The sequence below is a fragment of the Pseudomonas fluorescens genome (genome assembly GCF_012974785.1).
Classification (GTDB): domain Bacteria; phylum Pseudomonadota; class Gammaproteobacteria; order Pseudomonadales; family Pseudomonadaceae; genus Aquipseudomonas; species Aquipseudomonas fluorescens_BT.
The window spans coordinates 4,604,516-4,629,350 of record NZ_CP027561.1 but is presented as its reverse complement, the minus strand read 5'-3'; the positions used below and the strand labels follow the sequence as shown (position 1 = coordinate 4,629,350).

23 protein-coding genes, 6 tRNA genes and 1 pseudogene are annotated in these 24,835 nt (G+C 60.6%); 20 read left to right on the top strand and 10 right to left on the bottom strand.

Annotation, left to right across the window (positions count from 1 at the left end):
- Window positions 1–10 precede the first annotated feature (10 nt).
- The 8 genes from C6Y56_RS20920 (at window position 11) to C6Y56_RS20885 (ending at window position 6,850) form a co-directional block, all read left to right on the top strand.
- On the top strand, window positions 11–358 hold the full coding sequence (locus C6Y56_RS20920) for a DUF4389 domain-containing protein (protein ID WP_169431470.1): 348 nt from the start codon (window positions 11–13) through the stop codon (window positions 356–358).
- The gene (sixA, locus tag C6Y56_RS20915) at window positions 355–807 is read left to right on the top strand and encodes a phosphohistidine phosphatase SixA (protein ID WP_085710970.1); all 453 of its coding nucleotides are present in this window, start codon (window positions 355–357) and stop codon (window positions 805–807) included. Before C6Y56_RS20920 ends, sixA begins: the two co-directional genes overlap by 4 nt.
- Before the next feature lie 82 nt (window positions 808–889).
- The gene (locus C6Y56_RS20910; RefSeq protein ID WP_169431469.1) at window positions 890–2,545 is read left to right on the top strand and encodes an AMP-binding protein; all 1,656 of its coding nucleotides are present in this window, start codon (window positions 890–892) and stop codon (window positions 2,543–2,545) included.
- Between the two features lie 32 nt (window positions 2,546–2,577).
- Window positions 2,578–3,021 carry a hotdog fold thioesterase gene (locus tag C6Y56_RS20905; RefSeq protein WP_169431468.1) on the top strand — a complete coding sequence of 148 codons (444 nt, stop codon included), beginning with the start codon at window positions 2,578–2,580 and terminating at the stop codon, window positions 3,019–3,021.
- A gap of 115 nt (window positions 3,022–3,136) precedes the next feature.
- Complete coding sequence (locus tag C6Y56_RS20900) at window positions 3,137–3,943, top strand: alpha/beta fold hydrolase (protein ID WP_169431467.1); 807 nt, start codon at window positions 3,137–3,139, stop codon at window positions 3,941–3,943.
- The gene (locus C6Y56_RS20895; protein ID WP_169431466.1) at window positions 3,940–4,794 is read left to right on the top strand and encodes an alpha/beta hydrolase; all 855 of its coding nucleotides are present in this window, start codon (window positions 3,940–3,942) and stop codon (window positions 4,792–4,794) included. Before C6Y56_RS20900 ends, C6Y56_RS20895 begins: the two co-directional genes overlap by 4 nt.
- A 127-nt stretch (window positions 4,795–4,921) precedes the next feature.
- Window positions 4,922–5,728: a DUF4892 domain-containing protein gene (locus C6Y56_RS20890; RefSeq protein WP_169431465.1), complete on the top strand. Its 807-nt coding sequence runs from the start codon at window positions 4,922–4,924 to the stop codon at window positions 5,726–5,728.
- Window positions 5,729–5,797: 69 nt separating this feature from the next.
- The gene (locus C6Y56_RS20885) at window positions 5,798–6,850 is read left to right on the top strand and encodes an AI-2E family transporter (RefSeq protein WP_169431464.1); all 1,053 of its coding nucleotides are present in this window, start codon (window positions 5,798–5,800) and stop codon (window positions 6,848–6,850) included.
- Between the two features lie 619 nt (window positions 6,851–7,469).
- Here the strand turns inward: C6Y56_RS20885 and xopAW are convergent.
- The 3 genes from xopAW to C6Y56_RS20870 all read right to left on the bottom strand — a co-directional run bounded on the left by xopAW (window position 7,470) and on the right by C6Y56_RS20870 (window position 10,029).
- Window positions 7,470–8,120, bottom strand: a complete 651-nt coding sequence (gene xopAW, locus C6Y56_RS20880) for an EF-hand domain-containing protein (protein WP_169431463.1) — start codon at window positions 8,118–8,120, stop codon at window positions 7,470–7,472.
- Between the two features lie 110 nt (window positions 8,121–8,230).
- Window positions 8,231–9,280, bottom strand: a complete 1,050-nt coding sequence (locus C6Y56_RS20875; RefSeq protein WP_169431462.1) for a sensor histidine kinase — start codon at window positions 9,278–9,280, stop codon at window positions 8,231–8,233.
- Window positions 9,280–10,029, bottom strand: a complete 750-nt coding sequence (locus tag C6Y56_RS20870) for a response regulator (protein ID WP_169431461.1) — start codon at window positions 10,027–10,029, stop codon at window positions 9,280–9,282. The genes C6Y56_RS20875 and C6Y56_RS20870 overlap by 1 nt, the downstream gene beginning before the upstream one ends.
- A 295-nt stretch (window positions 10,030–10,324) precedes the next feature.
- Here C6Y56_RS20870 and pyrF point away from each other — a divergent pair, with 295 nt between their 5' ends.
- Window positions 10,325–11,023, top strand: a complete 699-nt coding sequence (gene pyrF / locus C6Y56_RS20865) for an orotidine-5'-phosphate decarboxylase (RefSeq protein ID WP_065258867.1) — start codon at window positions 10,325–10,327, stop codon at window positions 11,021–11,023.
- Window positions 11,024–11,075: 52 nt separating this feature from the next.
- On the opposite strand, the gene C6Y56_RS20860 is transcribed toward pyrF, so the two are convergent.
- Entirely contained in the window at window positions 11,076–12,080 is a 1,005-nt protein-coding gene (locus tag C6Y56_RS20860; protein ID WP_169431460.1) for an NADP-dependent oxidoreductase, read from the bottom strand.
- A 228-nt stretch (window positions 12,081–12,308) separates the two neighbouring features.
- Between C6Y56_RS20860 and C6Y56_RS20855 the strand changes: the two genes are divergently transcribed.
- From C6Y56_RS20855 to C6Y56_RS29620, 4 genes and pseudogenes are all read left to right on the top strand, one after another.
- Complete coding sequence (locus tag C6Y56_RS20855; RefSeq protein ID WP_085710959.1) at window positions 12,309–13,070, top strand: SDR family oxidoreductase; 762 nt, start codon at window positions 12,309–12,311, stop codon at window positions 13,068–13,070.
- A gap of 195 nt (window positions 13,071–13,265) precedes the next feature.
- A complete protein-coding gene (locus C6Y56_RS20850) occupies window positions 13,266–14,666 on the top strand; it encodes a PLP-dependent aminotransferase family protein (RefSeq protein WP_169431459.1) in 1,401 nt (466 codons plus the stop codon).
- Window positions 14,667–14,774: 108 nt separating this feature from the next.
- Window positions 14,775–15,827 (top strand): annotated as a pseudogene (locus C6Y56_RS29625) (methyl-accepting chemotaxis protein); the annotation flags it as partial.
- 27 nt (window positions 15,828–15,854) lie between these two features.
- Window positions 15,855–16,736: a methyl-accepting chemotaxis protein gene (locus C6Y56_RS29620; RefSeq protein WP_423815183.1), complete on the top strand. Its 882-nt coding sequence runs from the start codon at window positions 15,855–15,857 to the stop codon at window positions 16,734–16,736.
- Window positions 16,737–17,318: 582 nt separating this feature from the next.
- Here the strand turns inward: C6Y56_RS29620 and C6Y56_RS20840 are convergent.
- Complete coding sequence (locus C6Y56_RS20840; protein ID WP_169431457.1) at window positions 17,319–18,077, bottom strand: hypothetical protein; 759 nt, start codon at window positions 18,075–18,077, stop codon at window positions 17,319–17,321.
- A 387-nt stretch (window positions 18,078–18,464) separates the two neighbouring features.
- Between C6Y56_RS20840 and C6Y56_RS20835 the strand changes: the two genes are divergently transcribed.
- From C6Y56_RS20835 to C6Y56_RS20810, 6 genes are all read left to right on the top strand, one after another.
- A tRNA-Glu gene (locus C6Y56_RS20835) sits at window positions 18,465–18,540 on the top strand.
- Between the two features lie 2 nt (window positions 18,541–18,542).
- A tRNA-Gly gene (locus C6Y56_RS20830) sits at window positions 18,543–18,618 on the top strand.
- Between the two features lie 104 nt (window positions 18,619–18,722).
- Window positions 18,723–18,798: transfer RNA gene (locus tag C6Y56_RS20825), tRNA-Glu, on the top strand.
- Between the two features lie 3 nt (window positions 18,799–18,801).
- Window positions 18,802–18,877, top strand: a tRNA-Gly gene (locus C6Y56_RS20820).
- A gap of 58 nt (window positions 18,878–18,935) precedes the next feature.
- Window positions 18,936–19,011: transfer RNA gene (locus C6Y56_RS20815), tRNA-Glu, on the top strand.
- Window positions 19,012–19,013: 2 nt separating this feature from the next.
- Window positions 19,014–19,089: transfer RNA gene (locus C6Y56_RS20810), tRNA-Gly, on the top strand.
- A gap of 126 nt (window positions 19,090–19,215) precedes the next feature.
- On the opposite strand, the gene C6Y56_RS20805 is transcribed toward C6Y56_RS20810, so the two are convergent.
- From C6Y56_RS20805 to C6Y56_RS20790, 4 genes are all read right to left on the bottom strand, one after another.
- A complete protein-coding gene (locus tag C6Y56_RS20805) occupies window positions 19,216–20,955 on the bottom strand; it encodes a dipeptidase (RefSeq protein ID WP_169431456.1) in 1,740 nt (579 codons plus the stop codon).
- A 195-nt stretch (window positions 20,956–21,150) separates the two neighbouring features.
- Window positions 21,151–21,789, bottom strand: coding sequence for a LysE family translocator (locus tag C6Y56_RS20800; RefSeq protein WP_169431455.1), 639 nt, complete (start codon window positions 21,787–21,789; stop codon window positions 21,151–21,153).
- Window position 21,790: 1 nt separating this feature from the next.
- A complete protein-coding gene (locus tag C6Y56_RS20795; RefSeq protein WP_169431454.1) occupies window positions 21,791–22,561 on the bottom strand; it encodes a 2OG-Fe(II) oxygenase in 771 nt (256 codons plus the stop codon).
- A gap of 90 nt (window positions 22,562–22,651) precedes the next feature.
- Window positions 22,652–23,278 (bottom strand): alanyl-tRNA editing protein, encoded by a 627-nt coding sequence (locus C6Y56_RS20790; protein WP_169431453.1) that lies wholly within the window; start codon window positions 23,276–23,278, stop codon window positions 22,652–22,654.
- A gap of 90 nt (window positions 23,279–23,368) precedes the next feature.
- Between C6Y56_RS20790 and C6Y56_RS20785 the strand changes: the two genes are divergently transcribed.
- Entirely contained in the window at window positions 23,369–24,364 is a 996-nt protein-coding gene (locus tag C6Y56_RS20785) for a LysR family transcriptional regulator (RefSeq protein WP_169431452.1), read from the top strand.
- A gap of 57 nt (window positions 24,365–24,421) precedes the next feature.
- Here C6Y56_RS20785 and C6Y56_RS20780 read toward each other — a convergent pair whose 3' ends face one another.
- On the bottom strand, window positions 24,422–24,829 hold the full coding sequence (locus C6Y56_RS20780) for a PA2817 family protein (protein WP_169431451.1): 408 nt from the start codon (window positions 24,827–24,829) through the stop codon (window positions 24,422–24,424).
- Window positions 24,830–24,835 lie beyond the last annotated feature (6 nt).

Below are 24,835 nucleotides of genomic sequence, written 5' to 3'. Positions count from 1 at the left end.
GGAACAGGCCATGAACGATCCGAAAACCGAAGCCAAATATGAATCCATCCTCCTGCGGGTGTTGTGGATGATTGTCTACATCCTGGTCTGGCAGGTGGCGCAGTTCATCCTCGGCGCGTTGGTGCTGGTGCAGTTGATCTATCGTTTGATCTATGGCGCCCCGAGCGCCGGTCTGATGAATTTCGGCGACAGCCTGAGCCAGTTCCTGGCCCAGATCGGCCGGTTCGGCAGTTTCCACAGCGACCAGAAGCCTTGGCCGTTCGCCGACTGGCCGGCGCCGCGTACCCCGGAAGGTGAAGCGCCACACGTTGTCGCGCCAGCACCGCATCCGGCCCGCGATGAGGAACCCAAGCTATGAAACTCTGGGTATTGCGTCACGGCGAGGCCGAGCCCTATGGCTCACGACCCGATTCGGAGCGGGAACTGACCGCTCACGGTCGCAAGGAAGTGCTCAGCAGCGCCGCCCGGTTGATGGGCCAGCCACTGACGGCGATCTACGCCAGCCCGTACTTGCGGGCGCAGCAGACCGCACAGCTGGTGCGCGAGGCGCTGGGCTTCGAACCGGAGATCCGCACGGTCGAATGGCTGACACCGGAAGTCGATCCGGACCGCGTCGCCGAGCAACTGGTGTCGGTAAGCAATGTGCTGCTGGTCAGCCACAATCCGCTGGTCGGGCATCTGCTCAGCTACCTGCAACACGGCGCCGGCTATCCGCCGGAAAAGGTCAGCACCGCCGGGCTCGCCGAGCTCGAACACAGCGAGTTGCTGATCGGGTCGATGACGCTCAACAGCCTCAAGCATCCGTGAAATTTTTTGTATGAAATAGTCAACCAAGCACTTGCTTGGTTGACTACGCTTGCTCCATCCCAAAAAGAAAGGAGCGAGTCGCATGTCTGCTGCTTTTCGATTGCCGCTGGACGTGTTCTACGAACGCGAGGCCCGGCACCCGCGCCAACGCTTTCTGGTGCAACCCGTCGGCGGCGGGCAGGTCGAGACGCTGACCTGGGCCGACGTCGGTCATCAGGCCCGTTGTGCCGCACACTGGCTGCGCTCCCGGGAGTTGCCACAGGGCAGCCACATCGCGCTGATCTCGAAAAACTGCGCCCACTGGATCATCGCCGACCTGGCCATCTGGATGGCCGGGCATGTTTCGGTGCCGCTCTATCCCAATCTCACGGCCGACTCGGTCAATCAGGTACTCACTCACTCGCAAAGCGTACTGGCGTTTATCGGCAAACTGGATGACTGGCCGGGGATGTCGACCGGTGTTCCGGCTGATCTGCCGACCATCAGCCTGCCGCTGCACCCGCCGGGCGACTTCGATTTCAACTGGGGCGACCTGCAACGCTATTCCCCGATCCAGGACGATCCACGTCCCGCCGCCGATCAACTGGCGACGATCATCTACACCTCCGGCACCACCGGCCTGCCTAAAGGCGTGATGCACAGCTTCGCCAATCTCGGTTTCGCCACCACCCGCGGCACGCAGTTGTTCGGCCTCAATGAAAACGACCGGCTGCTGTCCTATCTGCCGTTGTGTCATGTCGCCGAGCGCATGTTCGTCGAACTGGCGTCGATCTATACCGGGCAGACGGTGTTCTTTGCCGAGAGCCTCGATACCTTTCTCACCGATCTGAAGCGCGCGCGGCCCACGGCGATGTTTGGCGTGCCGCGGATCTGGACCAAATTCCAGATGGGCGTCTACAGCAAGATCCCGGCGAAACGTCTGGATTTCCTCCTGGGTCTGCCCTTTATCGGCAAACGGATCGGCCACAAAGTGTTGGTCGGATTGGGGCTGGATGCCTTGCGCGTGGCGTTGTCCGGTGCCGCGCCGGTGCCGCTGACCTTGTTGCGCTGGTATCAGAAGCTCGGGCTCGACGTGCTGGAGGTCTACGGCATGACCGAGAGCTGCGGCTATTCGCATATCTGCCTGCCGGGGCAATACAAGGAAGGCTGGATCGGCCGGCCATGTCCTGACGTCGAGGTGCGAATCGACGAATCCGGCGAAGTGCAGGTGCGCAGCCAGGCCAACATGCTTGGCTATTTCAAGGAACCGCAGAAAACCGCCGAAACCCTGACCGCCGACGGTTTCCTGCGCACGGGTGACAAGGGCGAGCAGGACGCCGAAGGCCGTTTGCGCCTGACCGGGCGGCTCAAGGAAATCTTCAAGACCAGCAAAGGCAAGTACGTCGCCCCGGCGCCGATCGAAAACCGCCTCGCCGTACACACCCGGATCGAGCAGGTCTGTGTGGTCGGCGATGGTCTGAGTGCACCGCTGGGGCTGTGTGTGATCTCGGCAGCCGGGCATGAAGACGCACGACCGCAACTGCATTCGAGCCTGGAAAAGCTGCTGGAGGAGGTCAACGCCGCGCTCGACAAGCATGAGCGGCTGCGCCGTCTGGTGGTGGTCAAGGACAGTTGGGCGGTGGAGAACGGTTTCCTCACGCCGACCCTGAAAATCAAGCGCAACGTCATCGAAGACACCTACGGCGCGCGCTTCGAAGAATGGAGCGAGCGCAGCGAGGCGGTGCTGTGGCAGGATTGAGTGACGATCAAAACAACAAAGGAAAGCCTGCGATGACCTTGTGGCGCACCACTCCCGACATCGAGCAGTTGAACGCAATCCAGAAAAACACCATCGGCGAAGTGCTGGACATCCGTTTCGAGTCCTTCGACGAAGAGTCCCTGACGGCCAGCATGGTGATCGACCATCGCACCCACCAGCCTTATGGCTTGCTGCACGGCGGCGCCTCGGTGGTGCTGGCCGAGACGGTCGGCTCGATGGCCAGTTACCTGTGCATCGACGCCAGCAAGTTCTATTGCGTGGGTCTGGAGATCAACGCCAACCACCTGCGGGGCCTGCGCAGTGGGCGGGTGACGGCGGTGGCCAAGCCGATTCACATCGGCCGCACCACTCACGTCTGGGACATCCGCCTGACCAGCGATGAAGGCAAGGCCAGTTGCGTGTCGCGGCTGACCATGGCGGTGGTGCCGTTGGGCGAACAGCCACCCGCACGCTGACCGATCCGTCATGGCCCTGACCGGACTGTCATCATTCCTGGCAGTTACGGTCATTGCTGTGCAACGCGGTCTTGCGGACAATCAACGCCTGTTTACCGCTCATGGATTTACCGGTATGTCGCAACCGATCTTTTTCGCTCATGCCAACGGTTTCCCGTCGGGCACCTACGGCAAGCTGTTCTCGGCGCTGGCGCCCGAGTTCCGGGTGACGCATCTGGAGCAACATGCCCACGATCCGCGTTTCCCGGCGGGTGACAACTGGTACCACCTGGTCGACGAGCTGATTCATCACCTGCAGCAGCAGGAGGAGCCGGTGTGGGGCGTTGGCCATTCCTTCGGCGGGATGCTGCATCTGCACGCCGCACTGCGTTGCCCGGAGCTGTATCGCGGGGTGGTGATGCTCGATTCGCCAGTGCTGACCCGCACCGATCAATGGGTGATCCGCGCTGCCAAACGCTTTGGTTTCATCGACAAACTCACCCCGGCCGGTCGCACCCTGGGGCGGCGTGAAGAGTTCGCCGACCTTGACAGTGCCCGCAGCTACTTTGCCGGCAAGACCCTGTTCCGCGGCTTCGATCCCGAGTGCTTCGACGCCTACCTGCAACACGGTTTGCACAAGGTCGGTGACAAGTTGCGCCTGCGCTTCGATCCGGCCACCGAGATCAGCATCTATCGAGGCGTGCCGCACACCAGTCCCGGGCGTACCCGGCAGCTTAAGGTGCCGCTGGCGGTGGTGCGCGGGCACAAGAGTCGTGTGGTGATGAACCATCACACCCGGTTCGTCGGCCGTCTGCCTCAGGGCGAGTCGCTCACAGTGCCGGGCGGTCACATGTTTCCCCTTGAACGTCCGCAGGACACCGCGCAGCTGCTGAAAAAACTGTTCAGTCGCTGGGAAAACCGCCAGCAAAAGGATTGTGCATGAGCCCTGTGGTCGAGGAAGTGCGCCTGAGCCTGCCGCATATCGAACTGGCGGCGCATATTTTCGGCCCGGAAGACGGGTTGCCGGTGATCGCCCTGCACGGCTGGCTGGACAATGCCAACAGCTTCGCCCGCCTTGCGCCCAAACTTGAAGGCTTGCGCATTGTTGCGCTGGACATGGCCGGCCACGGTCATTCGGGGCATCGTCCGGTCGGCGCAGGTTACGCGTTGTGGGACTACGCCTATGACGTGCTGCAAGTGGCCGAACAATTGGGCTGGAAGCGCTTCGGCCTGCTCGGCCATTCGCTGGGGGCGATAGTTTCACTGGTGCTGGCGGGGTCGTTGCCGGAGCGCATCACCCATCTGGCATTGATCGACGGGGTGATTCCTCCCACGGATAAAGGCGAAAACGCCGCCGAACGCATGGGCATGGCCCTGCAGGCGCAGCTTGATTTGCGAGAAAAACGCAAACCGGTCTACGCCACCCTCGACCGGGCCATCGAAGTGCGCATGAAAGGCCTGGTGGCGGTCAGCCGGGAGGCCGCCGAACTGCTGGCGCAACGAGGCCTGATGCCAGTGCCCGGCGGTTACACCTGGCGCACCGACAGCCGGCTGACCCTGCCATCGCCATTGCGTCTGACCCAGGAGCAGGCGATGGCCTTCATCCAGCGGATCGCCTGTCCTGCACAATTGGTGGTGGCGGCCGACGGCATGCTGGCCAAGCATCCAGAGCTGCTGGAACGTCTACCCTTTAGCCGGGAACAGCTGCCCGGCGGGCACCATTTGCACCTGAACGACGAGTCGGGTGCGGTCCTTGTCGCAGACTGTTTCAATCGGTTCTTCGCCATTCCTTGACTTGCCCCGGGCAACTGTCGAGGCTGGGCGGGTTGAAATGGGAGACAACCACAATGGATTTCTACACCGCTGCGAACCCGAATAGCCAGAAAGACGCTCCGGCCATGCCGATCCGATGAGCCTGTCCATGCGATCTTTCAGTCTGCTGGCGCTGTGCTGTTTCAGTCCCGTGTTGCTCGCTGCCGACCTGCCGGGCAGTCAGGATCTGCCGATCGTGCCGCGTCTGGCCGATGCGCAGATCGTTGACTATCGCCCGGCCGCGACGCTGGAGCGGATCTACCCGATGGGCTCGATCCGCAAGATCAGCGGCCAGTTGCGTTTCGACGGTCAGGTCGGCGCCCGGGGGCAGACCACCTCGGTCACCTACGAACTGCCACCCGAACACTCCGCCAACGAAGCCTTCACCGTCGCCCGCGAGGCCCTGCAAAAACAGGACGCTGAACTGTTGTTCTGGTGTCAGGCCAGGGATTGCGGCGAAAGCAGCCTGTGGGCCAACGAGGTATTCGGCAATGCCAAGCTGTACGGCGCCGACGAGCAGCAGGCCTATCTGCTGCTGAGGCTGGCGGCACCTCGCGACAACACGCTGGTGGCGCTGTACAGCATCACTCGCGGCAATCGCAAAGCCTATCTGCACGTCGAGCAATTCGAGGCCGCCACGCCGTTGGGTGAGCTGCTGCCGACATCCGCGACCCTGTTGCGCCAGTTGAAAGACACCGGTGAGCTGAAATTGCCGAAACTGGCCGGTGATCCGGATGACACCTGGCTGCGTCTGCTGTCTCGTGGCCTGAACCTCGACACCACTTTGCGGGTGACGGTTTCCGGGCTCAAAGCCGAAGCCTGGCGTCAGGCGCTGATCGCGCAGGGTGTGCGCGCGGCACGCATGGAGACCGGCAATGTCGAAGGTGCCGGCCTGCGCATCGATCTGTTGCGATAAGGTGTCTCTGGCGGACACGCCCGGCGTGTTCGCCTACTCTTTGCCTGACTGACTTTTTCGAGATTTCACATGCCCAATAATGATCGTCTGCTGGTGCAGATCCTGTTGCTGGTGTTGTTCGGTGCCAGTTTCTGGGTGATGGCGCCGTTCTGGTCGGCGCTGTTCTGGGGCGCGGTGCTGGCGTTCGCCAGTTGGCCGTTGATGCTTCTGCTGACGCGCTGGCTCGGTGGCCGCGAATCACTGGCGGCAGGCATCCTGACCCTGGGCTGGATGTTGCTGGTGGCGGCACCGCTGGTATGGCTGGGGTTCAACCTGGCCGATCACGTGCGCGATGCCACAGTGTTCATCAAGGATGTGCAGGTTGATGGCCTGCCGGAGGCGCCGGCCTGGCTCGGCACGATTCCGCTGGTGGGGGAGCGGCTGGTCGGGTTCTGGAACAGCGTCGATCAGCAGGGGGCGGCGCTGATGGTATCGCTCAAGCCTTATCTGGGGCAGGTCGGCAACTGGCTGCTGGCGCGCAGTGCGCAGATCGGCGGCGGGATTCTCGAGCTGACCCTGAGCATTGTCTTCGTGTTCTTTTTCTACCGTGACGGGCCGCGGCTGGCGGCGTTCGTGCACGGTCTGCTGGAGCGCTTGATCGGTGATCGTGCCGGGTATTACATCGAGTTGGTGGCCGGTACGGTGCAGCGGGTGGTCAACGGGGTGATCGGTACGGCGGCGGCGCAAGCGGTGCTGGCGCTGATCGGTTTCTTGATTGCCGGGGTGCCGGGGGCTTTAGTGCTGGGGATCGTGACGTTCCTGCTCAGTCTGATTCCGATGGGGCCGCCGCTGGTGTGGATTCCGGCCACGGCCTGGCTGGCCTGGAAGGGCGAGTACGGGATGGCGGTATTTCTCGGAATCTGGGGGACGTTCATCATCAGTGGTGTGGATAACGTGCTCAAGCCGTATCTGATCAGCCGTGGCGGGAATCTGCCGCTGGTGATTGTGTTGCTCGGGGTGTTTGGCGGGTTGATTGCGTTTGGGTTTATCGGGTTGTTTATCGGGCCTACGCTTTTGGCGGTTGCTTATAGTTTGTTGACGGATTGGAGCAAGAGTCAGGCTCGGGTTGAGGATCGGCGTTGAAGGTTAGCCTTGGCGGCCTTCGGGCCGGCCAGGCTTTGGGTTGTTTTGGGTGAATATCCGTTTCTTCGGGTGTTGCGGCTGGCGGTTTCGCCCTTACGGCGAGTCCCTTTTTCAGACGCCAAAAAGGAACCAAAAGGCTTGGCCCCAACGTTCGGCGCCTCGCTGTGGCTCGGCGTCCCTTCGCTCCGGGATTCATCCGGGGGCATCGCCTACGGTTTGCTTCGCTGCACCTCCTCTCGATGTGTTTGGCTTCGCCAAACGGCGCTTCGCGCCCACCCCCGGATAAATCCCTCCACTCAGCCTCTCAACGGGGCCGGTACGTCAAAAGCGGTACTTGAGCTAACGCTCATCGTGTTGAGTGGTGGGAAGCCAAAGCCAAGGCAGAAGCAGAGGTAGAGGTAGAGGTAGAGGAGGCCGGTGCGGGATGTGTGCTTTTAAAGACCCGAGTTCACCTCGGTATGTCACGTCGGCGTACCTCTCCCAAACAACTCGGTCAGTCCCCTCTCCCTATGGGAGAGGGCTAGGGTGGGGGGTGGCTTTCATTGACACCCCGCAAAACGAAGGCAAACGACTAACCTGGCAAGCTCTGATCGCCCAGCGATCACTTCACCGCATTACTTCAAGTCGCCACATTCAAATACTTGCCCACCGACGCCGTTCCACCGAGCGAATACTGCTTGCTCAGATTGGCAATCATCCGGTTCAGTGCTTCGGTCGTGGTTTGAGTAGTACTGGCAGTCTGTTCATCGCCCGGACGCTGGCGCCCCGCCTGTAACGCCACCTTCAACTCGTCACTGCTCACGCCACCACTGCTGTCGCTATCCAGTACCTTGAGCAGCGCCGCACTGCTATCGCTGCTGGAGGACGAGGTGCTTTCGCTGGCCTGCAACGCGCTGCTCAGTTCGTCGCCGCTGATGGCGCCGTCGCCGTCGGTGTCGAGGGCTTTGATCAGGGCGTCGGCCAGGTCGGTATTGGGGGCCTGGTTGTGGTCGGGTGGTGGCGGTGGGGCCATGGCGGCCATTTCTTCGGCGCTGAGGCTGCCGTTGCTGTCGCTGTCCAGGTCGCCGAATTGTTTGCTCAGGTTGACCAGCAAACCGTCATTGGATTTTTGCGACAGGGCGCTGCTCAGTTCGTCCTGATCCACCGCGCTGTCGCCGTTGCTGTCGAGTTTGGCGAACAGTTCTTTTTGCAGTTGCTGGCTGCGGGCGTTTTGCGTGGTGGTGCTGCTGGTGCTGGTGTAGCTCGTGTAGTTGCTCACGCTACCGATCATCGGGCTCTCTCCTTGGGCTGGAAAACCGGTTTGTGTACCGGCTTATGCAGCGTCAAGGCGGGAGGTGTCGTGGGTATGTGGATTTTGTACCGGGCGGTACACAGTCGGCTTCAGTGGCGGGGCAGGCGAATTACGGCGGTGAGGCCGCCGCCGGGGGTGTCTTCGAGGTTCAGTTGTCCGCCCTGGCGTTGCGCGGCTTCCCGGGCGATGGTCATGCCCAGGCCCACGCCGCCGGAGTTGCGGTTGCGCGAGCCTTCCAGGCGGAAGAACGGTTCGAACACCGCTTCACGCTTGTCCGCAGCGATGCCCGGGCCGTGGTCGATGACGCGGATCAGCAGGTGTTCGCGCTGATCCTGCAGTTCGATGTGAGCTTGGCCGGCGTAGCGCAGGGCGTTGTCCATCAGGTTGTTGATGCACGAGCGCAGTGCCATCGGCTGCACCTGCAAGGGCGCGCAGTGGCCGCTGACCTGTACGTCGGCGCCTTGATCCTGGGCGTTTTCGCACAGTGATTCGACCAGCGCCTGCACGTCCATCATCTGCAGCGCTTCGCTGGTGCGCTGTTCGTGCAGGTAGGTGAGGGTGGCGTCGAGCATGCCGATCATGTCGTTCAGGTCCTGACGCATCTGGCCCTGGAGCTTGTCGTCGTCGATCTTTTCCAGGCGCAGTTTCAGCCGCGACAGTGGCGTGCGCAGGTCGTGGGAGACGGCGCCGAGCATTCGTGCGCGTTGCTGAACCTGTTCGCGAATCCGCTGTTGCATCAGGTTGAAGGTGTGAGCGGCCTGTCGGGCTTCTCGCGGGCCTGATTCATCCAGCGGCGGGCTGTCGAGGTTTTCGCTGAGGCGTTCGGCGGCGTCGCTCAGACGCTGGATCGGCCGGCTCAAGAGTTTGGCGCCGTACCACGCAGCGATCATCAGTGAGATGAACTGAAAGGTCAGTGGCACCAGCGGCCCGCCGAACCAGGGGCGCGGCGGTCGATGGGAGAAGCGCGGATCTGGTGTCGGACGTTGTCCTTCGACGCCTTGGGAAAATTCCGGCGGCGGAGGGGGCGGAGGCGGGCCGTAATGGTGGAACCAGGCGAAGGCCAACAGGTGCGCCAGGACGATCGCCACGAACAGCACGCCAAACAGGCGGCCGAACAGCGTGTCGAAGCGCGCCCGCATCAGCCGATGTCCCGTGCGTCGAACAGGTAACCTTCACCGCGTACGGTCTTGATCAGTTGGGGGGCTTTCGGGTCGTCGCCGAGTTTTTGCCGCAGGCGCGAGACCAGCAGGTCGATGCTGCGGTCGAAGGCTTCGATCGAACGGCCACGGGCGGCGTCCAGCAGTTGTTCGCGGCTGAGCACCCGGCGCGGACGTTCGATGAACACCCAGAGCAGGCGGAATTCGGCGTTGGACAGCGGCACCACCAGACCATCGTCGGCGATCAACTGGCGCAGGACGCTGTTCAGGCGCCAGTTGTCGAAGCGAATGTTCGCACGCTGTTCGGTGCGGTCGTCGCGCACCCGACGCAGGATCGTCTGGATCCGCGCCACCAGCTCGCGGGGTTCGAACGGTTTGGCCATATAGTCATCGGCGCCGAGTTCCAGGCCGATGATGCGGTCGGTCGGTTCGCAGCGCGCAGTGAGCATCAGGATCGGGATGTCAGACTCTGCGCGCAGCCAGCGGCACAGCGACAGGCCGTCTTCGCCGGGCAGCATCAGGTCGAGTACCACCACGTCGAAATGTTCGGCCTGCATCGCCTGGCGCATGGCTGCGCCGTCGGTGACGCCGCTGGCGTGAATGTTGAAACGCGCCAGGTAGTCGATCATCAGTTCGCGGATCGGCACGTCATCGTCGACGATCAGGGCCCGGATGCTCCAGCGCTTGTCGTCTTTCTGCTCTTCATTCACGGAGGCTTGGGAATTGTGCATGAGGCTGTTCATCTGCCAGTAGGCCGCCAACCACAAAGATAGGCTGCGAGGTTGTGGTTTCAGCATAGGCGTCCGGCCGTGAGGCGGGAAGGGCTGCTGTAAGGACATGTTGCGGCTGGCGAGGCTAGCGCGGACGCATGTTGTCGGCGTGTCGGTTGTGTATCGGCTTCGACACAATACCCGGCAAGGCTATGCTGATCACGTCCGGCGCGACGATTTACCGATCATCGGGTGCCGCGCCGCCGCCGGTTCCGCTACAATGCGCGCCGATTTCGACTTGCCTGAGAGCCCATCCATGTCCGCCTGCCAGACTCCTATCATCGTCGCCCTGGATTTCCCCACCCGTGACGCCGCACTGAAGCTGGCCGACCAGTTGGACCCGAAACTGTGCCGGGTCAAAGTGGGCAAGGAACTGTTCACCAGCTGTGCCTCGGAAATCGTCGGCACCCTGCGTGACAAGGGTTTTGAAGTGTTTCTCGACCTGAAATTCCACGACATTCCCAACACCACCGCGATGGCGGTCAAGGCCGCTGCCGAGATGGGGGTGTGGATGGTCAACGTTCACTGCTCCGGCGGCCTGCGCATGATGGCGGCCTGCCGTGAAGAGCTGGACAAGCGCAGCGGCCCGCAACCCCTGCTGATCGGCGTGACCGTGCTGACCAGCATGGAGCGTGAGGATCTGGCGGGTATCGGTCTGGACATCGAGCCGCAGGAGCAGGTGCTGCGTCTGGCGGCACTGGCCGAGAAGGCCGGGATGGACGGTCTGGTGTGCTCGGCGCTGGAAGCCACTGCGCTGAAAACCGCACACCCGTCGCTGCAACTGGTGACCCCGGGGATTCGTCCGGCCGGCAGCGCCCAGGACGACCAGCGTCGCATCCTGACCCCGCGTCAGGCGCTGGATGCCGGTTCCGACTATCTGGTGATCGGCCGTCCGATCAGCCAGGCGGCGGATCCGGCCAAGGCGCTGGCCTCGGTGGTTGCCGAACTGGCCTGAGCGAACAGCTGAAGCATCAAGGAAGGGAGCCCGATGGCTCCCTTCCTTGTTTTCAGACTTTCAATACCAGCTTGCCGAAGTTCTCTCCGCTGAACAGTTTGCCCAGGGTTTCCGGAAAGGTTTCCAGGCCTTCGACGATGTCTTCCTTGCTCTTGAGCTGACCTTTGGCCATCCACCCGGCCATTTCCTGGGCGGCGCTGGCGTACTGCGCGGCGTAATCCATCACCACGAAACCTTCCATCCGCGCGCGGTTGACCAGCAGCGACAGGTAGTTGGCCGGGCCTTTGACCGCTTCCTTGTTGTTGTACTGGCTGATGGCGCCGCAGATCACCACGCGTGCTTTCAGGTTGATACGACTGAGTACGGCGTCGAGGATGTCGCCGCCGACGTTGTCGAAATACACGTCCACGCCTTTCGGGCATTCGCGCTTGAGTCCGGCGAGTACGTCTTCGCTCTTGTAGTCGATGGCGCCGTCAAAACCCAGTTCATCAATCAGGAACTTGCACTTGTCTGCGCCGCCGGCGATGCCGATCACCCGGCAACCTTTGATCTTGGCAATCTGCCCGGCAATGCTGCCGACCGCGCCCGCAGCGCCGGACAACACCACGGTGTCGCCGGCCTTCGGTGCGCCGACATCGAGCAGGGCGAAGTAGGCTGTCATGCCGGTCATGCCCAGTGCGGACAGATAAACCGGCAGCGGTGCCAGTTTCGGATCGACCTTGTAGAAACCTCTTGGCTCACCGAGGAAATAATCCTGCACGCCCAGGGCACCGTTGACGTAGTCCCCGACCGCGAACCCCGGATTGTTTGACGCGATGACTTTGCCTACGCCCAGCGCGCGCATGACTTCACCCAGACCCACCGGCGGGATGTAGGATTTGCCTTCGTTCATCCAGCCGCGCATGGCCGGATCGAGGGACAGGTATTCGTTCTTGACCAGAATCTGCCCCGCCGCCGGCTCGCCGACCGGTACTTCCTGATAGGTGAAGGTCTCGCGGGTGGCGGCGCCTACCGGGCGTTTGGCGAGCAGGAACTGGCGATTGGTCTGGTTGGTCATGACAGGCACTCGAATTGAATGAAGCCTTGTTGATAGACCTTCATGGACGATGCCGCAAGGTTGGCTCACGGGGCGAATGCAGGTTGATCCAGTACGGTGATAGTCCCCTGCGGGGTTTCATCACTGCGATTCATGAAAGGCTAACCGGCCTTTTGATAGTGCTGACGTCACTCAGGCCCCTGTGGCTATGCTGCCTTCATCAATTCCCCCGCATTCGAGGACATAACAATGAGCATGACGTTTTCCGGTCAGGTAGCCGTCGTCACCGGCGCGGCCAACGGCATCGGCCGCGCGACGGCCCAGGCTTTCGCCGCCGAAGGTCTGAAAGTGGTGGTGGCCGATCTGGATGCGGCCGGGGGCGAGGGCACCGTGGCGCTGATTCGTACAGCCGGAGGGGAAGCGACCTTCGTGCGTTGTAATGTGACCGTCGAGAGCGAAGTGAAAAATCTGATGGACGAGGTGATCAAGACCTACGGCCGTCTCGACTATGCCTTCAACAACGCCGGCATCGAAATCGAGAAAGGCAAGCTGGCCGAGGGCTCGATGGATGAGTTCGACGCAATCATGGGCGTCAACGTCAAAGGCGTATGGCTGTGCATGAAGTACCAGTTGCCGTTGCTGCTGGCCCAGGGTGGCGGGGCGATCGTCAACACCGCGTCGGTGGCCGGACTGGGCGCTGCGCCGAAGATGAGCATCTACGCCGCCTCCAAGCATGCGGTGATCGGCCTGACCAAATCGGCTGCTATCGAATATGCCAAGAAGAAAATCCGCGTCAACGCCGTATGCCCGGCAGTGATCGATACCGACATGTTCCGTCGCGCCTATGAGGCCGACCCGAAGAAAGGCGAATTCGCCAACGCCATGCACCCCGTCGGCCGTATCGGCAAGGTCGAGGAAATCGCCAGTGCCGTGCTGTACCTGTGCAGCGATGGTGCAGCGTTCACCACCGGCCATTCACTGGCCGTGGACGGGGGTGTGACCGCGTTCTGAAAAGGCATCCGTTGTTGCAGGAAAAAGACCCGCCCGCTCGCGGGTTTTTTTTCGCCTGCGCCCGGCTCCATGTGATTGATAAACATTGTGTTTCAAATGGTTAGAACGGTGGCTTTTGACGGCGTTGTCGCACAGCCTGACCGACGCGGCTGTGATTTACTGCCGCGAGTAAAACGGACAGGAGTTTGGCCACTCATGGAATTGAGAATTGACCGACAGGCAATGGTGCCGGTCGTACAGCAGATTGTTGATGGATTGACCGAGTGGATCGTGCGGGGTCAGGTACCGCCGACGACGCGCCTGCCTTCAGTACGGCAAATCGCGCGATCGAATCTGCTCAGCCAGTCGAATGTCGTGGAAGCCTGCGAGCGTCTGGTAGCGCAGGGCGTTCTCGCCTCACGGCAGGGTGCCGGTTTCATGGTCGCAAGCGCGTTGCCAGTGTGTTGCAAGGCCTTTGACAGTCCGGCTTTCGCGGGCGAACACCGCGGCTGTGATACGGATCCGCAATGGCGTGCAGGCCTGAAACTGGGTGATGGTGTCTTGCCGCAGAGCTGGCGAGAACCTGACGATCTCAGCTACGCGATCCGTCAGGTGGCCCGCGCCGACATGTTCAGTCTGTTCAACTACAACACGCCCCTGGGGCTCCCCGCGTTGCGCGAACAAATCGTCAAACGCCTCGGGTTGCTGGAAATCAAGGCTGATGACGATCGCGTGCTGACCACGACCGGTGCCAGCCACGCGCTTGACCTGATCGTGCGGACCCTGTTTCGGGCCGGCGATTGTGTGGTGGTCGAGACACCGGGCTACGCACCGCTGTTCGATCTCCTGCGGCTGCACGGCGTGCGCATGCTGGAGGTCAGCCGCACACCCGGCGGGCCGGACATCGAAGCGCTCGAGATTCTGCTGCGGCAATTCCGGCCGGCGGCGATGTTCATCAACAGTCATCACCACAATCCCACCGGAAGTTGTCTGACGCCGGCGGTCGCGCGTCGCATTCTGCAATTGAGCAAAACCTACGACCTGCGGCTGATCGAAGATGACGTCTTTGCCGATCTGCACAATGGCAGCGGCACGCGACTGGCGGCGCTGGACGATGAAGGGCGGGTGATCTATGTCGGCAGTTTTTCCAAGACACTCAGCAGCTCGTTACGGGTAGGCTTCGTGCTGGCCGGTTTCGAGGTGATCGAGCAACTGGCACGGGTCAAGATGATCAGTTGCATGGGCACCTCGAGGTTCAGCGAGGCAGTACTGGCAACGCTGCTGGCCAGTGGCGCCTATCGCAAGCTGGTGCAGCGCCAGCGTCAGCGGCTCAATACCGATCGTGCCGCAGCCCTTCAGGCGCTGGAGGATGCCGATTGGGAAGTGTTCGGCAAGCCGACGGGCGGCCTGTTCATCTGGGCCCGTTCGCCGTTGGCAAATGAAGAGCACTTGCGCAGGCAGGCCTTGCACTTTGGCGTGCAATTGTCCTGCGGAGCATCGTTCAGGCCCGGTGGCGAAGCCTGCGACTGGCAGCGGATCAATATCGCCTATGCCTGTGATCCGAGGGCACGGCAGTTCTTTCGCAGTACAGTCGTGGATCGACCTCAAGTGTTCTGAAAACGACGCGGACCTAGCTTTTTGCCATTATTCCGACGCCAGAGTCTTGTGCTGGTTCATGGCCATTGCGACTCTTCGGCAACAGACTTTGGCAGAGGACTACGCGCAATGATTTCGGCCGTGCAAGGACGTTTTGCCAACCTCGGTATGGCGAAAAAACTGGGTATCGGGTTTGTGCTGGTTTTGCTTTTGACCGCGCTGGTGGCGGCCATTGGCGTCTGGTCCCTGCAAACCATCAGCCAGCGCTTCGGCGGGCTCAAGCAGATGTCCTCGCTCAATAGCGGTCTGCTCAATGTGCGCTTGCTGGAGCGGGACTACGCCCTGCACGGCAACCCGAAAACGGTCGATGCCCTGCATGAAGGTGTGGATGGCCTGATCGCCATGGCCGACCAACTCAAGGCTTTGTCGCCGGGCAATGAATCGGGCATGAACGACGTCCAGCAGTCGTTGGGCGCGTACCGCAAGGCGTTCGATGAATTTGTTTCGCTGACCCAGGCCAAGGATCTGGCGCTGGAAATGGCCAGTTGGTCGGTTTCCAGCGTCGCCAACAACCTTGACGTCCTGCAGGCCGGGCTCGCCGATGATGGCGCCTATACCCTGAAAGACAGCGAAGGCAAGGATGGGGCGCAGTTCATCGAGCAGGCCAGCCAGGTCAGCCAGGTTTCGCGTCTGATGCTCCAGGCCATGAATGAAGCCCGGGTGCGCCTGGATCAGAGCCGCAAGGGCGACGACAGCGCCAAGGGCAATATCGAACAGGCCGCCCAGGCCCAGACGCAAGCCGAACAGTTGAAATCCACGGTCAAGGATGAGGGCTATCTGACGGTCCTCAATGAGGTGTCAGGCCACATCGCCGGTTTCAATGACAAGCTCGCCGAGTACACCGGACTGCTCGCTCAAGAAAAAACCGTGTCCGAACAATTGCACCAGCGTGCTGCGCAGGTGGTGGAGCGAGTCGATCAGGCGTATGTCGCCCAAGATGTCGCGATGCAGGCCGAGTTGAAAAAGAACTCGGTGCTGATCATCGGCTCGTCGGCGCTGGCGCTGCTGGTCGGGCTGATTGCGGCCTGGTTGATCACCCGGCTGATCGTCGCGCCGTTGCGCAGCGTGATGCGGGTCGCTCAGCGGATTGCTGACGGCGACTTGAGTGCGACGGTGGAAGTCACCCGTCGTGACGAAATCGGTCAATTGATGCTGTCCATGCAGCAGATGGGCGCGGGCCTGAGCCGCATTGTCAGCGGGTTGCAGGCGGGCATTGAGCAGTTGGCCAGCTCGGCCCAATCGCTGTCGGCTGTGACCGAGCAGACCAACCTCGAAGTCAGCAGCCAGAAAGAGGAGACCGAGCAGGTCGCCACGGCCATGAACCAGATGACCGCCACCGTCCACGACGTGGCACGCAATGCCGAGGAAGCGGCGCTTGCGGCGCAGACCGCCGACGGCAAGGTCGAGAGCGGTCAGCAGGTGGTGCGTCAGAGCATGGCGCGGATCGAGCAGTTGGCGGATTCGGCGACGTCGGCCAGCTCGAGCATCGAAAGCCTGAGTGCGGAAATCCAGAACATCGGCACGGTGCTCGAAGTGATCAAGAGCGTCGCCGAACAGACCAATCTGCTGGCACTCAACGCTGCGATTGAAGCGGCGCGGGCGGGCGAGCAGGGCAGGGGGTTTGCGGTGGTTGCCGACGAGGTACGGGCGCTGGCACGGCGTACGCAGCAGTCGACCGAAGAGATTGAGCGGCTGGTCAGTGCCTTGCGTTCGGCAGCCCATTCGTCGGTGCAGCAGATCCAGAGCAGTGGCGAGCTGGTGAAGCTGGCGGTGAGCGATGCGCTGCAGACCGAAAGTGCGCTGGGGAGTATTGCGGCGGCGGTTTCGTTGATTCAGCAGATGAACCAGCAAATTGCGGCGGCGGCCGAGGAGCAGAGTTCGGTGGCCGAGGAGATCAATCGCAGTGTGACCAGTATTCGGGCGAGTGCGGATCAGTCGTCGATTGCGATGCGCGGGAATGCGGCTTCGAGTGTTGAGCTGGCGCAGTTGGGGAGTGAGCTCAAGGGGATGGTGGGGCACTTTCGGCTTTGATTTGGATTTGACCTTGGCGGCCTTTGGGCCGACCAGGTTGCTGGTTGTTTGGTGTGAATATCCGTTGCTTCGGGTGCTGCGGCTGACGGTTTCGCCCTTACGGCGAGTCCCTTTGGCAAACGCCCCAAAGGAACCAAAGGTCTGGGCCCCGGCGTTCGGCACCTCGCTTTGGCTCGGCGTTCCTTCGTTCCGGGATTCATCCGGGGGCATCGCCTACGGTTTGCTTCGCTGCACCTCCTCTCGATGCATGCGGCTTCGCCGCACGGTCGCTGCGCTCCCACCCCCGGATAAATCCCTCCACTCAGCCTTCCGATGGGGCCGGCACGTCAAAAGCGGTACTCGAGCTAACGCTCATCGTGTTGAGTGGTGAAAGCCAAAGCTAAAGCCAAAGCAGGAGTCGAGTTGCATGCGTTTCAAAAACCGAGTTCGACTCGGTATCTCACGTCGGCGTACCTCTCCCAAACACCTCGGTCAGTCCCCTCTCCCTCCGGGAGAGGGTTAGGGTGAGGGCGCTTTTGATTTGGATCTTTCCAGCGGCCAATAAAAAAGCCACCTCTCGGTGGCTTCTCTCAACATCTGCACTCAGTCGTAAATCACTTTCTTCTTCCAGTCCGCATCAGCCTCGACATCTTTGAGGCCGGCAGTCAGTTGGTTTTCTTCGCCTTCGACCGGGGCAATCTTGTCCATGACCTGCGCGTTGGCGCGGACCAGCAGTTTTTCCAGGTATTGCAGTTGTTCGGCGTAGATCTGCGGGTCCTGCTGTTTGCGCAGGTACTGCACGCCGCGTTCGAAGGCAAGGCGGGCCTGGCCTGGCTGGTTTTGTTGCAGGGCGTGCTGGCCGAGGTTGTTGAAGAACTCGATGTGCAGCAGCACCAGGATATGGCGGACTTCGCGAATCCAGTGCTTGGCTTCGTTCGGTGGCAGGAAACCGTCCTGGGCGGCGCGGGTGATCTGGCCGTGCAGGGCTTCGAGCAGGAAGCGGACGTCCTTGGCCTTGGCTTCGGTCTGGATCGGCGCCGGCGGGTTGTTGACCGGGATCGATTCGCCCTGGGCGACCAGAGCGCTCAGTTCGGTGATGCGGGCCTTGACGGTAGCGCTGGTTTTTTCCAGGTTCAGCAGGCGCTGGCAGACGTTCAGTTCCAGGCGGGTCATCAAAAGCTTGAGGGCCGGGGTCATGAACTGGCCGGGGAAGGTTTCGGTCAGCTCGCCACAACGGCGCAGGCGGTCGTTGAGTTCGACCTTGGTGCGGGCCTTCTCCAGTTTGGTGTTTTCCACCACATGGTTCATGTAGCCAATGGCGATCAAGATTGCAATCCCGGCTATGACTAGCAGGGTGATCATGAGTGGTGTCACCGGTAAGACCTCTTTATAGGGTTCACGTGCGAGTGTAGTGGCTTGGCATATAGGAGCCTAGCGCCGCTCGACGGGTTGGATCAGCGAAGCTTCATCTGTATCGGCCGCAGGCCTGCTTATATAAATGCTGGCCCTTGGGGTGCAGATTGCCATCACCTGTGCCGTGGACTATAGCGCCTTGGCGAGTGTCGGAATATAGGCGTCAATCGTCGGGCAGCGGAAAAGTCCGATTCGGCCTGCAAAGCGGTTCGAAGTCATTGATTTAAATAAATTTATATCAGGGGGTTGACGACCTTCCAATCCATCCATAGAATGCGCGCCACTTGCAGCGTAAAGCTCACAGCGAAACGCGGCAGGGAGTGAATGTTGTAGTGTGTCCCCTTCGTCTAGTGGCCTAGGACACCGCCCTTTCACGGCGGTAACAGGGGTTCGAGTCCCCTAGGGGACGCCAATGCGGGAATAGCTCAGTTGGTAGAGCACGACCTTGCCAAGGTCGGGGTCGCGAGTTCGAGTCTCGTTTCCCGCTCCAATTTTAAACGGCAGTGCTTTCGGGCGGTGCTGAGTGAAACCAGAACCAAGTCTTCGGATGCGGATCTGGACACCGAAACACACACCATGTGTTCCGGGTAGCGTGTCCCCTTCGTCTAGTGGCCTAGGACACCGCCCTTTCACGGCGGTAACAGGGGTTCGAGTCCCCTAGGGGACGCCATTTGCGGGAATAGCTCAGTTGGTAGAGCACGACCTTGCCAAGGTCGGGGTCGCGAGTTCGAGTCTCGTTTCCCGCTCCAAATTCAAAAAGCGCCGCTTTGCAAAGAGCGGCGTTTTTATTAGTGAAAGTTGTAGCCTGTCCCCTTCGTCTAGTGGCCTAGGACACCGCCCTTTCACGGCGGTAACAGGGGTTCGAGTCCCCTAGGGGACGCCATTGCGGGAATAGCTCAGTTGGTAGAGCACGACCTTGCCAAGGTCGGGGTCGCGAGTTCGAGTCTCGTTTCCCGCTCCATATTCAACAAAAACGCCGCTCAGTGATGAGCGGCGTTTTTGTTTGTGCGTTTTTTGTCAGGCAATAGAAAAGGACCTCGCGGTCCTTTTTTTGTGGGCCCGCCCATGTGGCGGACCCGATACGCGATCAGAGCTTCGGCAGTTGCCCGATCCGTCCCATCATTTCCGTAACGATCTGCAGGTCCAGCAAGAACTGGTCAACGGTCTTGAATTCGCCATCGGTGTGGCCGGTGTACTTGACCTCAGGTCGTGCCAGGCCGAATTGCACGCCGTTAGGCAGTTCATGCACCGAGGTGGCGCCGGCCGACGTACCGAATTCGTGTTTCATGCCCAGGTTTTCGGTGGCCACGGCCAGCAGCGCCTTGACCCACTCGCCTTCAGGGTTGCGGTACATCGGCTCGGCGATTGAGTAATCGAAGTTGACCGCGACGTGGGTTTTCTTGCTCCAGGCCGCCAGTTTGTCGGCGATTTCGGTCTTGAGCACTTCCGGCGACTTGCCCTTCGGCACACGCAGGTTGACCGCAAGTTTGAAGGTCTTGTCATCCATGCCGACGTACGTCAGCGAGGTGGTCAACGGGCCCATGAAGTCATCGGCGAAACCGACGCCCAGCTTGCTACCCTTGTAGTCCAGACCCCAGTTGTCGGCGGCGTAACGGGCAGCATCGGTGATGTGGTTGTGTTTGAACGCGATTTTGCCATCCACGCTGTGGATGAAGTCCAGCATGCGGGCGACCGGGTTGACACCGGATTCAGGCTCGGAGGAGTGCGCAGAAACGCCGGTTACGCTGAGTTTCACGTCTTTGCCATCGACCTTGGCATTCACTTCGAAATCGCCGCCATGTTGTTTGGCGTATTCAGTGCCAGCCTTTTGCAAGCTGGCGGCCAGTTCGGCAGGTTTGTCTGTCACCAGGGTGATGAGCGAAACCGATGGAATCTGGTTGGTCGCCATACCGCCAGTCATCGAGATGATTTCCGCGCCTTTGCCCTCGGCCTTGCGTTTTGCGAACTTGGCCATGACCGTGCCGTAACCTTTTTCGGCAATCACCACCGGGTAGCCGCCATCCAGTGCAAGGTTGTACTCCGGCGTTGGGTTGCGCTCGAAGTAGTAAGGAATCGCGTCGCCGGTGGTTTCTTCGGTGGTGTCTACCAGCAGTTTGAAATTGCGCGCCAGTGGCAGCTTCTCTTCCTTGATCACCTTCATGGCATACAGCGTCACGACGATGCCGTTTTTATCGTCCTCGGTGCCGCGGCCGTACATGCGGTCGCCGATCAGCGTGACCTTGAACGGGTCGAGCTTGGTGCCGTCCTTCAGAACCCAGTTTTCCGGTGTCACCGGTACAACGTCGGCGTGCGCGTGAATGCCCACGACTTCTTTGCCGCTGCCGTCGAGGGAGATTTCGTAGACGCGGTTGTCGATGTTGCGGTAGTTCAGGCCGAAAGACTCGGCGAGGCTTTTGATCTTGGCGGCGATCTTGATGAATTCAGGATTTTCGTGCTGGGCAACACCCTCTTTGCGATCCGTCGGGATCTCCACCAGTTCGCGCAGGGTTTCCAGAGCGGCTTTGCCGTATTTCGCTCGAGTGTAGAGGCCGAGCAGGCGATAGATTTCGTTTTGCTGTTCGGCGGTCAGGGGCTTGTTGTCGAGAAAGGCGCTGATGGAGGGGCGCAGGTCGTCGGTCTTGCTCAGATCGCTCTTGGCCAATTCGCCGAGGAACTGGCGGAAATCGCTGACCTTGGTATCACTGAATGTCTTGAGGATGGTCGCGCTTTGCTGCGGTGTGATGTTGGCGTGTGCGGGCAGTGTCACGCACGAAAGGCTGGCCAGAATCAGGGTCGATGCGGCCAGTTGCTTGAGCGAAAAGTCCATTGCTAAGGGCATTCCTTTGCAGGTGGTGAGTAGGAAGTATCTGATCGATGTGTCAGACGGTTTCGCAAACTAACACCACAAGCAAGTGATAGGGGAGCCCCCGAAGTGGGACGCGTCGCACAGAAATGCAAAAGCGGCGCAGAATCGTAAAAGCCCGTCCGATCTGTCTGGGCCGGGCTTCTTCGAGCTGCGTATTTACATCGACAACACCAGTCGCCCGGCGAACAGGATCAGGATCACCCCCATGCTGCGCTCGAACCAATGCCCCATGCGCATGAACAGCACCCGCACTTTGCTGCTTGAAAAGAACAGCGCGACGATCACAAACCACAACGCGTTCACGCCGCACATCCACAATCCGTACAGGGCCTGGATCTCCAACGGTGTGCTGGCGCTGATGATCGTGGTGAAGATCGCCAGGAAAAACAGTGTGGCCTTGGGGTTGGTGGCGTTGGTCAGGAAACCGGTGGAGAACGCCTTGAACAGCGATTGCTCGACCAGCGGTTCATCGGTTGTCTTTTCGCCTTCGAGTGTTGTCTTGGGTTTGCTGCGGATCAGGCTGATGCCGAGGTAAAAAATGTAGGCACCGCCCACGACCTTGGCCACCGTCAGCAGCCAGGGCGTGGTGTGCATCAAGGCACCGACACCCAGCAGGGTGTACAGCACGTGCACGGAAATCCCTGCGCCGATGCCCAGTGCCGTGCAGATGCCGACCAGTCGACCGAAACGCACACTCTGGCGGATGGTCACGGCGAAGTCCGGGCCGGGAGCGACCACGGCCAGAAAGTGAATGGTAGCCAGTGCCAGAAATTCGCCCAGATAATTCGATGTCATTTCAGCTCCAGAAAGTCAGGGGTGATGCATTACCGCGATAGCCGACAAAAAAAGAAAGGCTCAAGCGCGGGTCTGCCACACCCGGTGTTACCGAGTGCATGCGACGCGAATTGAACATGATGAAATCCCCCGGCTCCGGGCGTACTTCGAGGGCTGGCGGGCCAAGCAGCATCGGGTCGATGCCATAGCTGTCGCCGCGCATTTCGTCGAAGCGGTCCGGTGAAATGTCGTCTTCCCACATCTGCAACGCGCCACCCTCGGTCGGCATGTTCAGGTAGACGTTGCAGGCGAATTGCGCCTCCAGGCTACGGGCCTGGAAACTCTCCGGCGCATCCTTGGCGAAGATGTCGTGGTGGGCGAGGAAGCAGACGCCAGGTTTGACCACCCGTGACAGGCCGACATACATCTTGCGCCCGTACAGGTTTTCCAGATGGGCGCCCGCCGGCCAGGATTCGTCGAGCATGCAGCGCAGGGTGTCGATCGGCGAGGAGTAGGGTGCGCAGCGGTTGCGCAGTTCGGCAATGTTGCTGGTGGCGCGCTCGAAGTAGTCCTCGATCAGCAGCGGCTGGTTTTCCGCCTCGTAGAACGCCATGCCGATGCGGCCGATGCTGGGGGCGTTGATATACCCTTCGAAGCCGGGGGCGAGGATCTTGTCGCCAATCCGGATCGCCTGGTCTTCAGGCAAGAAGCCTTTGACGCGGATGGCGAGGACTTCTTCGTTGGCCAGTTTTTTTATGCACGTCTCATCGAGACGCTCGACGTCAAGCATCATGGTTTCAGGTCCATCTAACGAGTAGTCAACGGAACCGGCGAGCGCGGTTCCCCCGGCGTCGGACGCTGCATCTGGCAGCGCCCGAAATCCTCAATCCACGTTGTAGTGGACGGACAACGTGCCCTTCTTCTGCGAAAGGGACGCGATCGTGACTGTGCCCAGATCCTTCAGGCTGCGTACATGGGTGCCACCGCAACCATAGGCGGGCAGTTCACCGAAGCCGATTTCCCGCGCGCCTTCGCGCAGGGACGTCAGGCGTGGCAGATCGTGTTCGATCCATTGCCCGATGCCGTATTGGACGGTTTGCGCGTCGACTTCCTGAGCCGAATCCCCGGGCTTGAATTGCACACGCCCTTCGTCAGGCCAATGGTGCCCTTTGATCGGCATCCAGCCCATGGCTTGAACGAAATGGCCGATCAGATGACCGGCGGAATGCATACGGGTGTTGAAGCGACGACGCTCTTCATCGATGCGGATCTGGGTCATGCCCAGTGGCACCGGCTGGTCGACGAAGTGAATGATCCGGTCCGGTTCCTGTACGACTCGCAGGACTTGTGCATCGCCAATCCAGCCGGTATCGCAAGGCTGCCCGCCCCCTTGCGGATGAAACAACGTGGCGCGCAGCACCACGGCGAATTCGTTCTCGTGGGGCGTGCAGTCGAGGACTTCCACATTGGCCTTGAGGTCATCACTATGGAAAAAGAGGCGGAGCGTCATATTCCATGCCCTTATTAAAGTTTCTTTTTTAATTATATGAATCGTGCAATAACGTGATAATCCGTTCAAACATCAAAGGACTGTTGCGCTGTGAGCATAAATCTCCCTCTGCCGTTGCTCGGTGAAATGGCGATCTTCGTCAAGGTCGTGGAGACCGGCAGCTTCTCTGAAGCCGCTCGCCAATTGGGCTCGTCGCCCTCGGCGGTCAGTCGCAGCATTTCCCGGCTGGAGAAGGCATTGGCCACACGGTTGCTGCAACGCACCACACGCAAATTGCGCTTGAGCGATGGTGGAGAAGAAGTGTTCAAGCGCTGTCAGGAAATGGTCAGTGCGGCCCGGTCAGTAATGGAAATCAGCGGTCAGTTCACCCACGAAGCCGAGGGACTGGTGCGGGTCAGCGTGCCGAAAGCGGTCGGGCGCTTCGTGATTCATCCGCACATGCCGGAGTTTCTTCGTCGCTATCCAAAGGTCGATGTGGAATTGCTGCTGGAAGACCGACAAGTGGACCTGATCGACGATCATGTCGATCTGGCGATTCGGATTACGGAGCGGCCGCCGGCAGGGCTGGTCGGGCGACAGTTGCTGACCATCGACCATTTGCTCTGCGCGACCCCGCAATACCTGGCCGAACATGGCACACCGACTCATCCCCATGACTTGCTCAATCACAGCTGCATCTATCTGGGCGAAACCCCGAGCGATGCGCGCTGGAAATTCAAGAAGGGCAGCAAAGCCGTGACGGTCGGCGTGCGTGGCCGGTATGCCGCCAATCACACCGGCGTGCGCCTTGGGGCTGTTCTGCAGCACATCGGTATCGGCAGCCTGCCGTATTTCACGGCTCGTTATGCCCTGGAACAGGGGCTGGTCGTGCAAGTCCTGCCGGACTGGACATTCCTGGCGTCTTATCACGGTGGGTTATGGTTGCTGCACTCGCCGACACGCTATCTGCCACCGAAGCTGCGGGTGTTCATTGATTATCTGGTGGAGTGTCTGGAGAAAGAGCCGACATTGAGCAAACCGGGAAAATCCACTGTTTCAAAAGCCTTGGCCGAGTACGAACTGCCTGAAAGTGAAGGGCTGCTTTGACTACATGAAAAAGGCCCGCATGGATCACCATGCGGGCCTTTTTTTATCGGGCGAAAATCAGTGCTTGCTGTCCTGGGCGGACATCGCCAGCAGCTGTTTTTCCTGGTTCCAGTCGAACGGTTCGTCGTTCTGTTCGGCTTCGTAACGGCGCTCTTCCAGCGTCTGATACAGGTCGATTTCTTCGTCGGACAGGTAGTGCAGGCAGTCGCCGGCGAAGAACCACAACAGATCCCGCGGGATCAGGTGGGCAATTTGCGGATAGCGGGTAATCACTTGAGTCAGGATGTCCTGGCCCAGGTATTGGCTTTCGATCGGCTCGATCGGCAGTGACGCCAGCAGTTCGTCGAAACGCTCCAGGAACAGGGCATGGCTTTCTTCGGGAACCTGATCGGCCTCACCTACGGCGACCAGGATACTGCGCAGGTGGTCGAGCAAAACCAGATGATCGGCAACGACATTGGACACGAGATA

Bases quoted from the DNA above. Each gene is read 5' to 3' on its own strand.
- C6Y56_RS20920 (WP_169431470.1), top strand. From the start codon at position 11: ATGAACGATCCGAAAACCGAAGCCAAATATGAATCCATCCTCCTGCGG.
- sixA (WP_085710970.1), top strand. From the start codon at position 355: ATGAAACTCTGGGTATTGCGTCACGGCGAGGCCGAGCCCTATGGCTCA.
- C6Y56_RS20910 (WP_169431469.1), top strand. From the start codon at position 890: ATGTCTGCTGCTTTTCGATTGCCGCTGGACGTGTTCTACGAACGCGAG.
- C6Y56_RS20905 (WP_169431468.1), top strand. From the start codon at position 2,578: ATGACCTTGTGGCGCACCACTCCCGACATCGAGCAGTTGAACGCAATC.
- C6Y56_RS20900 (WP_169431467.1), top strand. From the start codon at position 3,137: ATGTCGCAACCGATCTTTTTCGCTCATGCCAACGGTTTCCCGTCGGGC.
- C6Y56_RS20895 (WP_169431466.1), top strand. From the start codon at position 3,940: ATGAGCCCTGTGGTCGAGGAAGTGCGCCTGAGCCTGCCGCATATCGAA.
- C6Y56_RS20890 (WP_169431465.1), top strand. From the start codon at position 4,922: ATGCGATCTTTCAGTCTGCTGGCGCTGTGCTGTTTCAGTCCCGTGTTG.
- C6Y56_RS20885 (WP_169431464.1), top strand. From the start codon at position 5,798: ATGCCCAATAATGATCGTCTGCTGGTGCAGATCCTGTTGCTGGTGTTG.
- xopAW (WP_169431463.1), bottom strand. From the start codon at position 8,120: ATGATCGGTAGCGTGAGCAACTACACGAGCTACACCAGCACCAGCAGC.
- C6Y56_RS20875 (WP_169431462.1), bottom strand. From the start codon at position 9,280: ATGCGGGCGCGCTTCGACACGCTGTTCGGCCGCCTGTTTGGCGTGCTG.
- C6Y56_RS20870 (WP_169431461.1), bottom strand. From the start codon at position 10,029: ATGCACAATTCCCAAGCCTCCGTGAATGAAGAGCAGAAAGACGACAAG.
- pyrF (WP_065258867.1), top strand. From the start codon at position 10,325: ATGTCCGCCTGCCAGACTCCTATCATCGTCGCCCTGGATTTCCCCACC.
- C6Y56_RS20860 (WP_169431460.1), bottom strand. From the start codon at position 12,080: ATGACCAACCAGACCAATCGCCAGTTCCTGCTCGCCAAACGCCCGGTA.
- C6Y56_RS20855 (WP_085710959.1), top strand. From the start codon at position 12,309: ATGAGCATGACGTTTTCCGGTCAGGTAGCCGTCGTCACCGGCGCGGCC.
- C6Y56_RS20850 (WP_169431459.1), top strand. From the start codon at position 13,266: ATGGAATTGAGAATTGACCGACAGGCAATGGTGCCGGTCGTACAGCAG.
- C6Y56_RS29620 (WP_423815183.1), top strand. From the start codon at position 15,855: ATGCTGTCCATGCAGCAGATGGGCGCGGGCCTGAGCCGCATTGTCAGC.
- C6Y56_RS20840 (WP_169431457.1), bottom strand. From the start codon at position 18,077: ATGATCACCCTGCTAGTCATAGCCGGGATTGCAATCTTGATCGCCATT.
- C6Y56_RS20805 (WP_169431456.1), bottom strand. From the start codon at position 20,955: ATGGACTTTTCGCTCAAGCAACTGGCCGCATCGACCCTGATTCTGGCC.
- C6Y56_RS20800 (WP_169431455.1), bottom strand. From the start codon at position 21,789: ATGACATCGAATTATCTGGGCGAATTTCTGGCACTGGCTACCATTCAC.
- C6Y56_RS20795 (WP_169431454.1), bottom strand. From the start codon at position 22,561: ATGATGCTTGACGTCGAGCGTCTCGATGAGACGTGCATAAAAAAACTG.
- C6Y56_RS20790 (WP_169431453.1), bottom strand. From the start codon at position 23,278: ATGACGCTCCGCCTCTTTTTCCATAGTGATGACCTCAAGGCCAATGTG.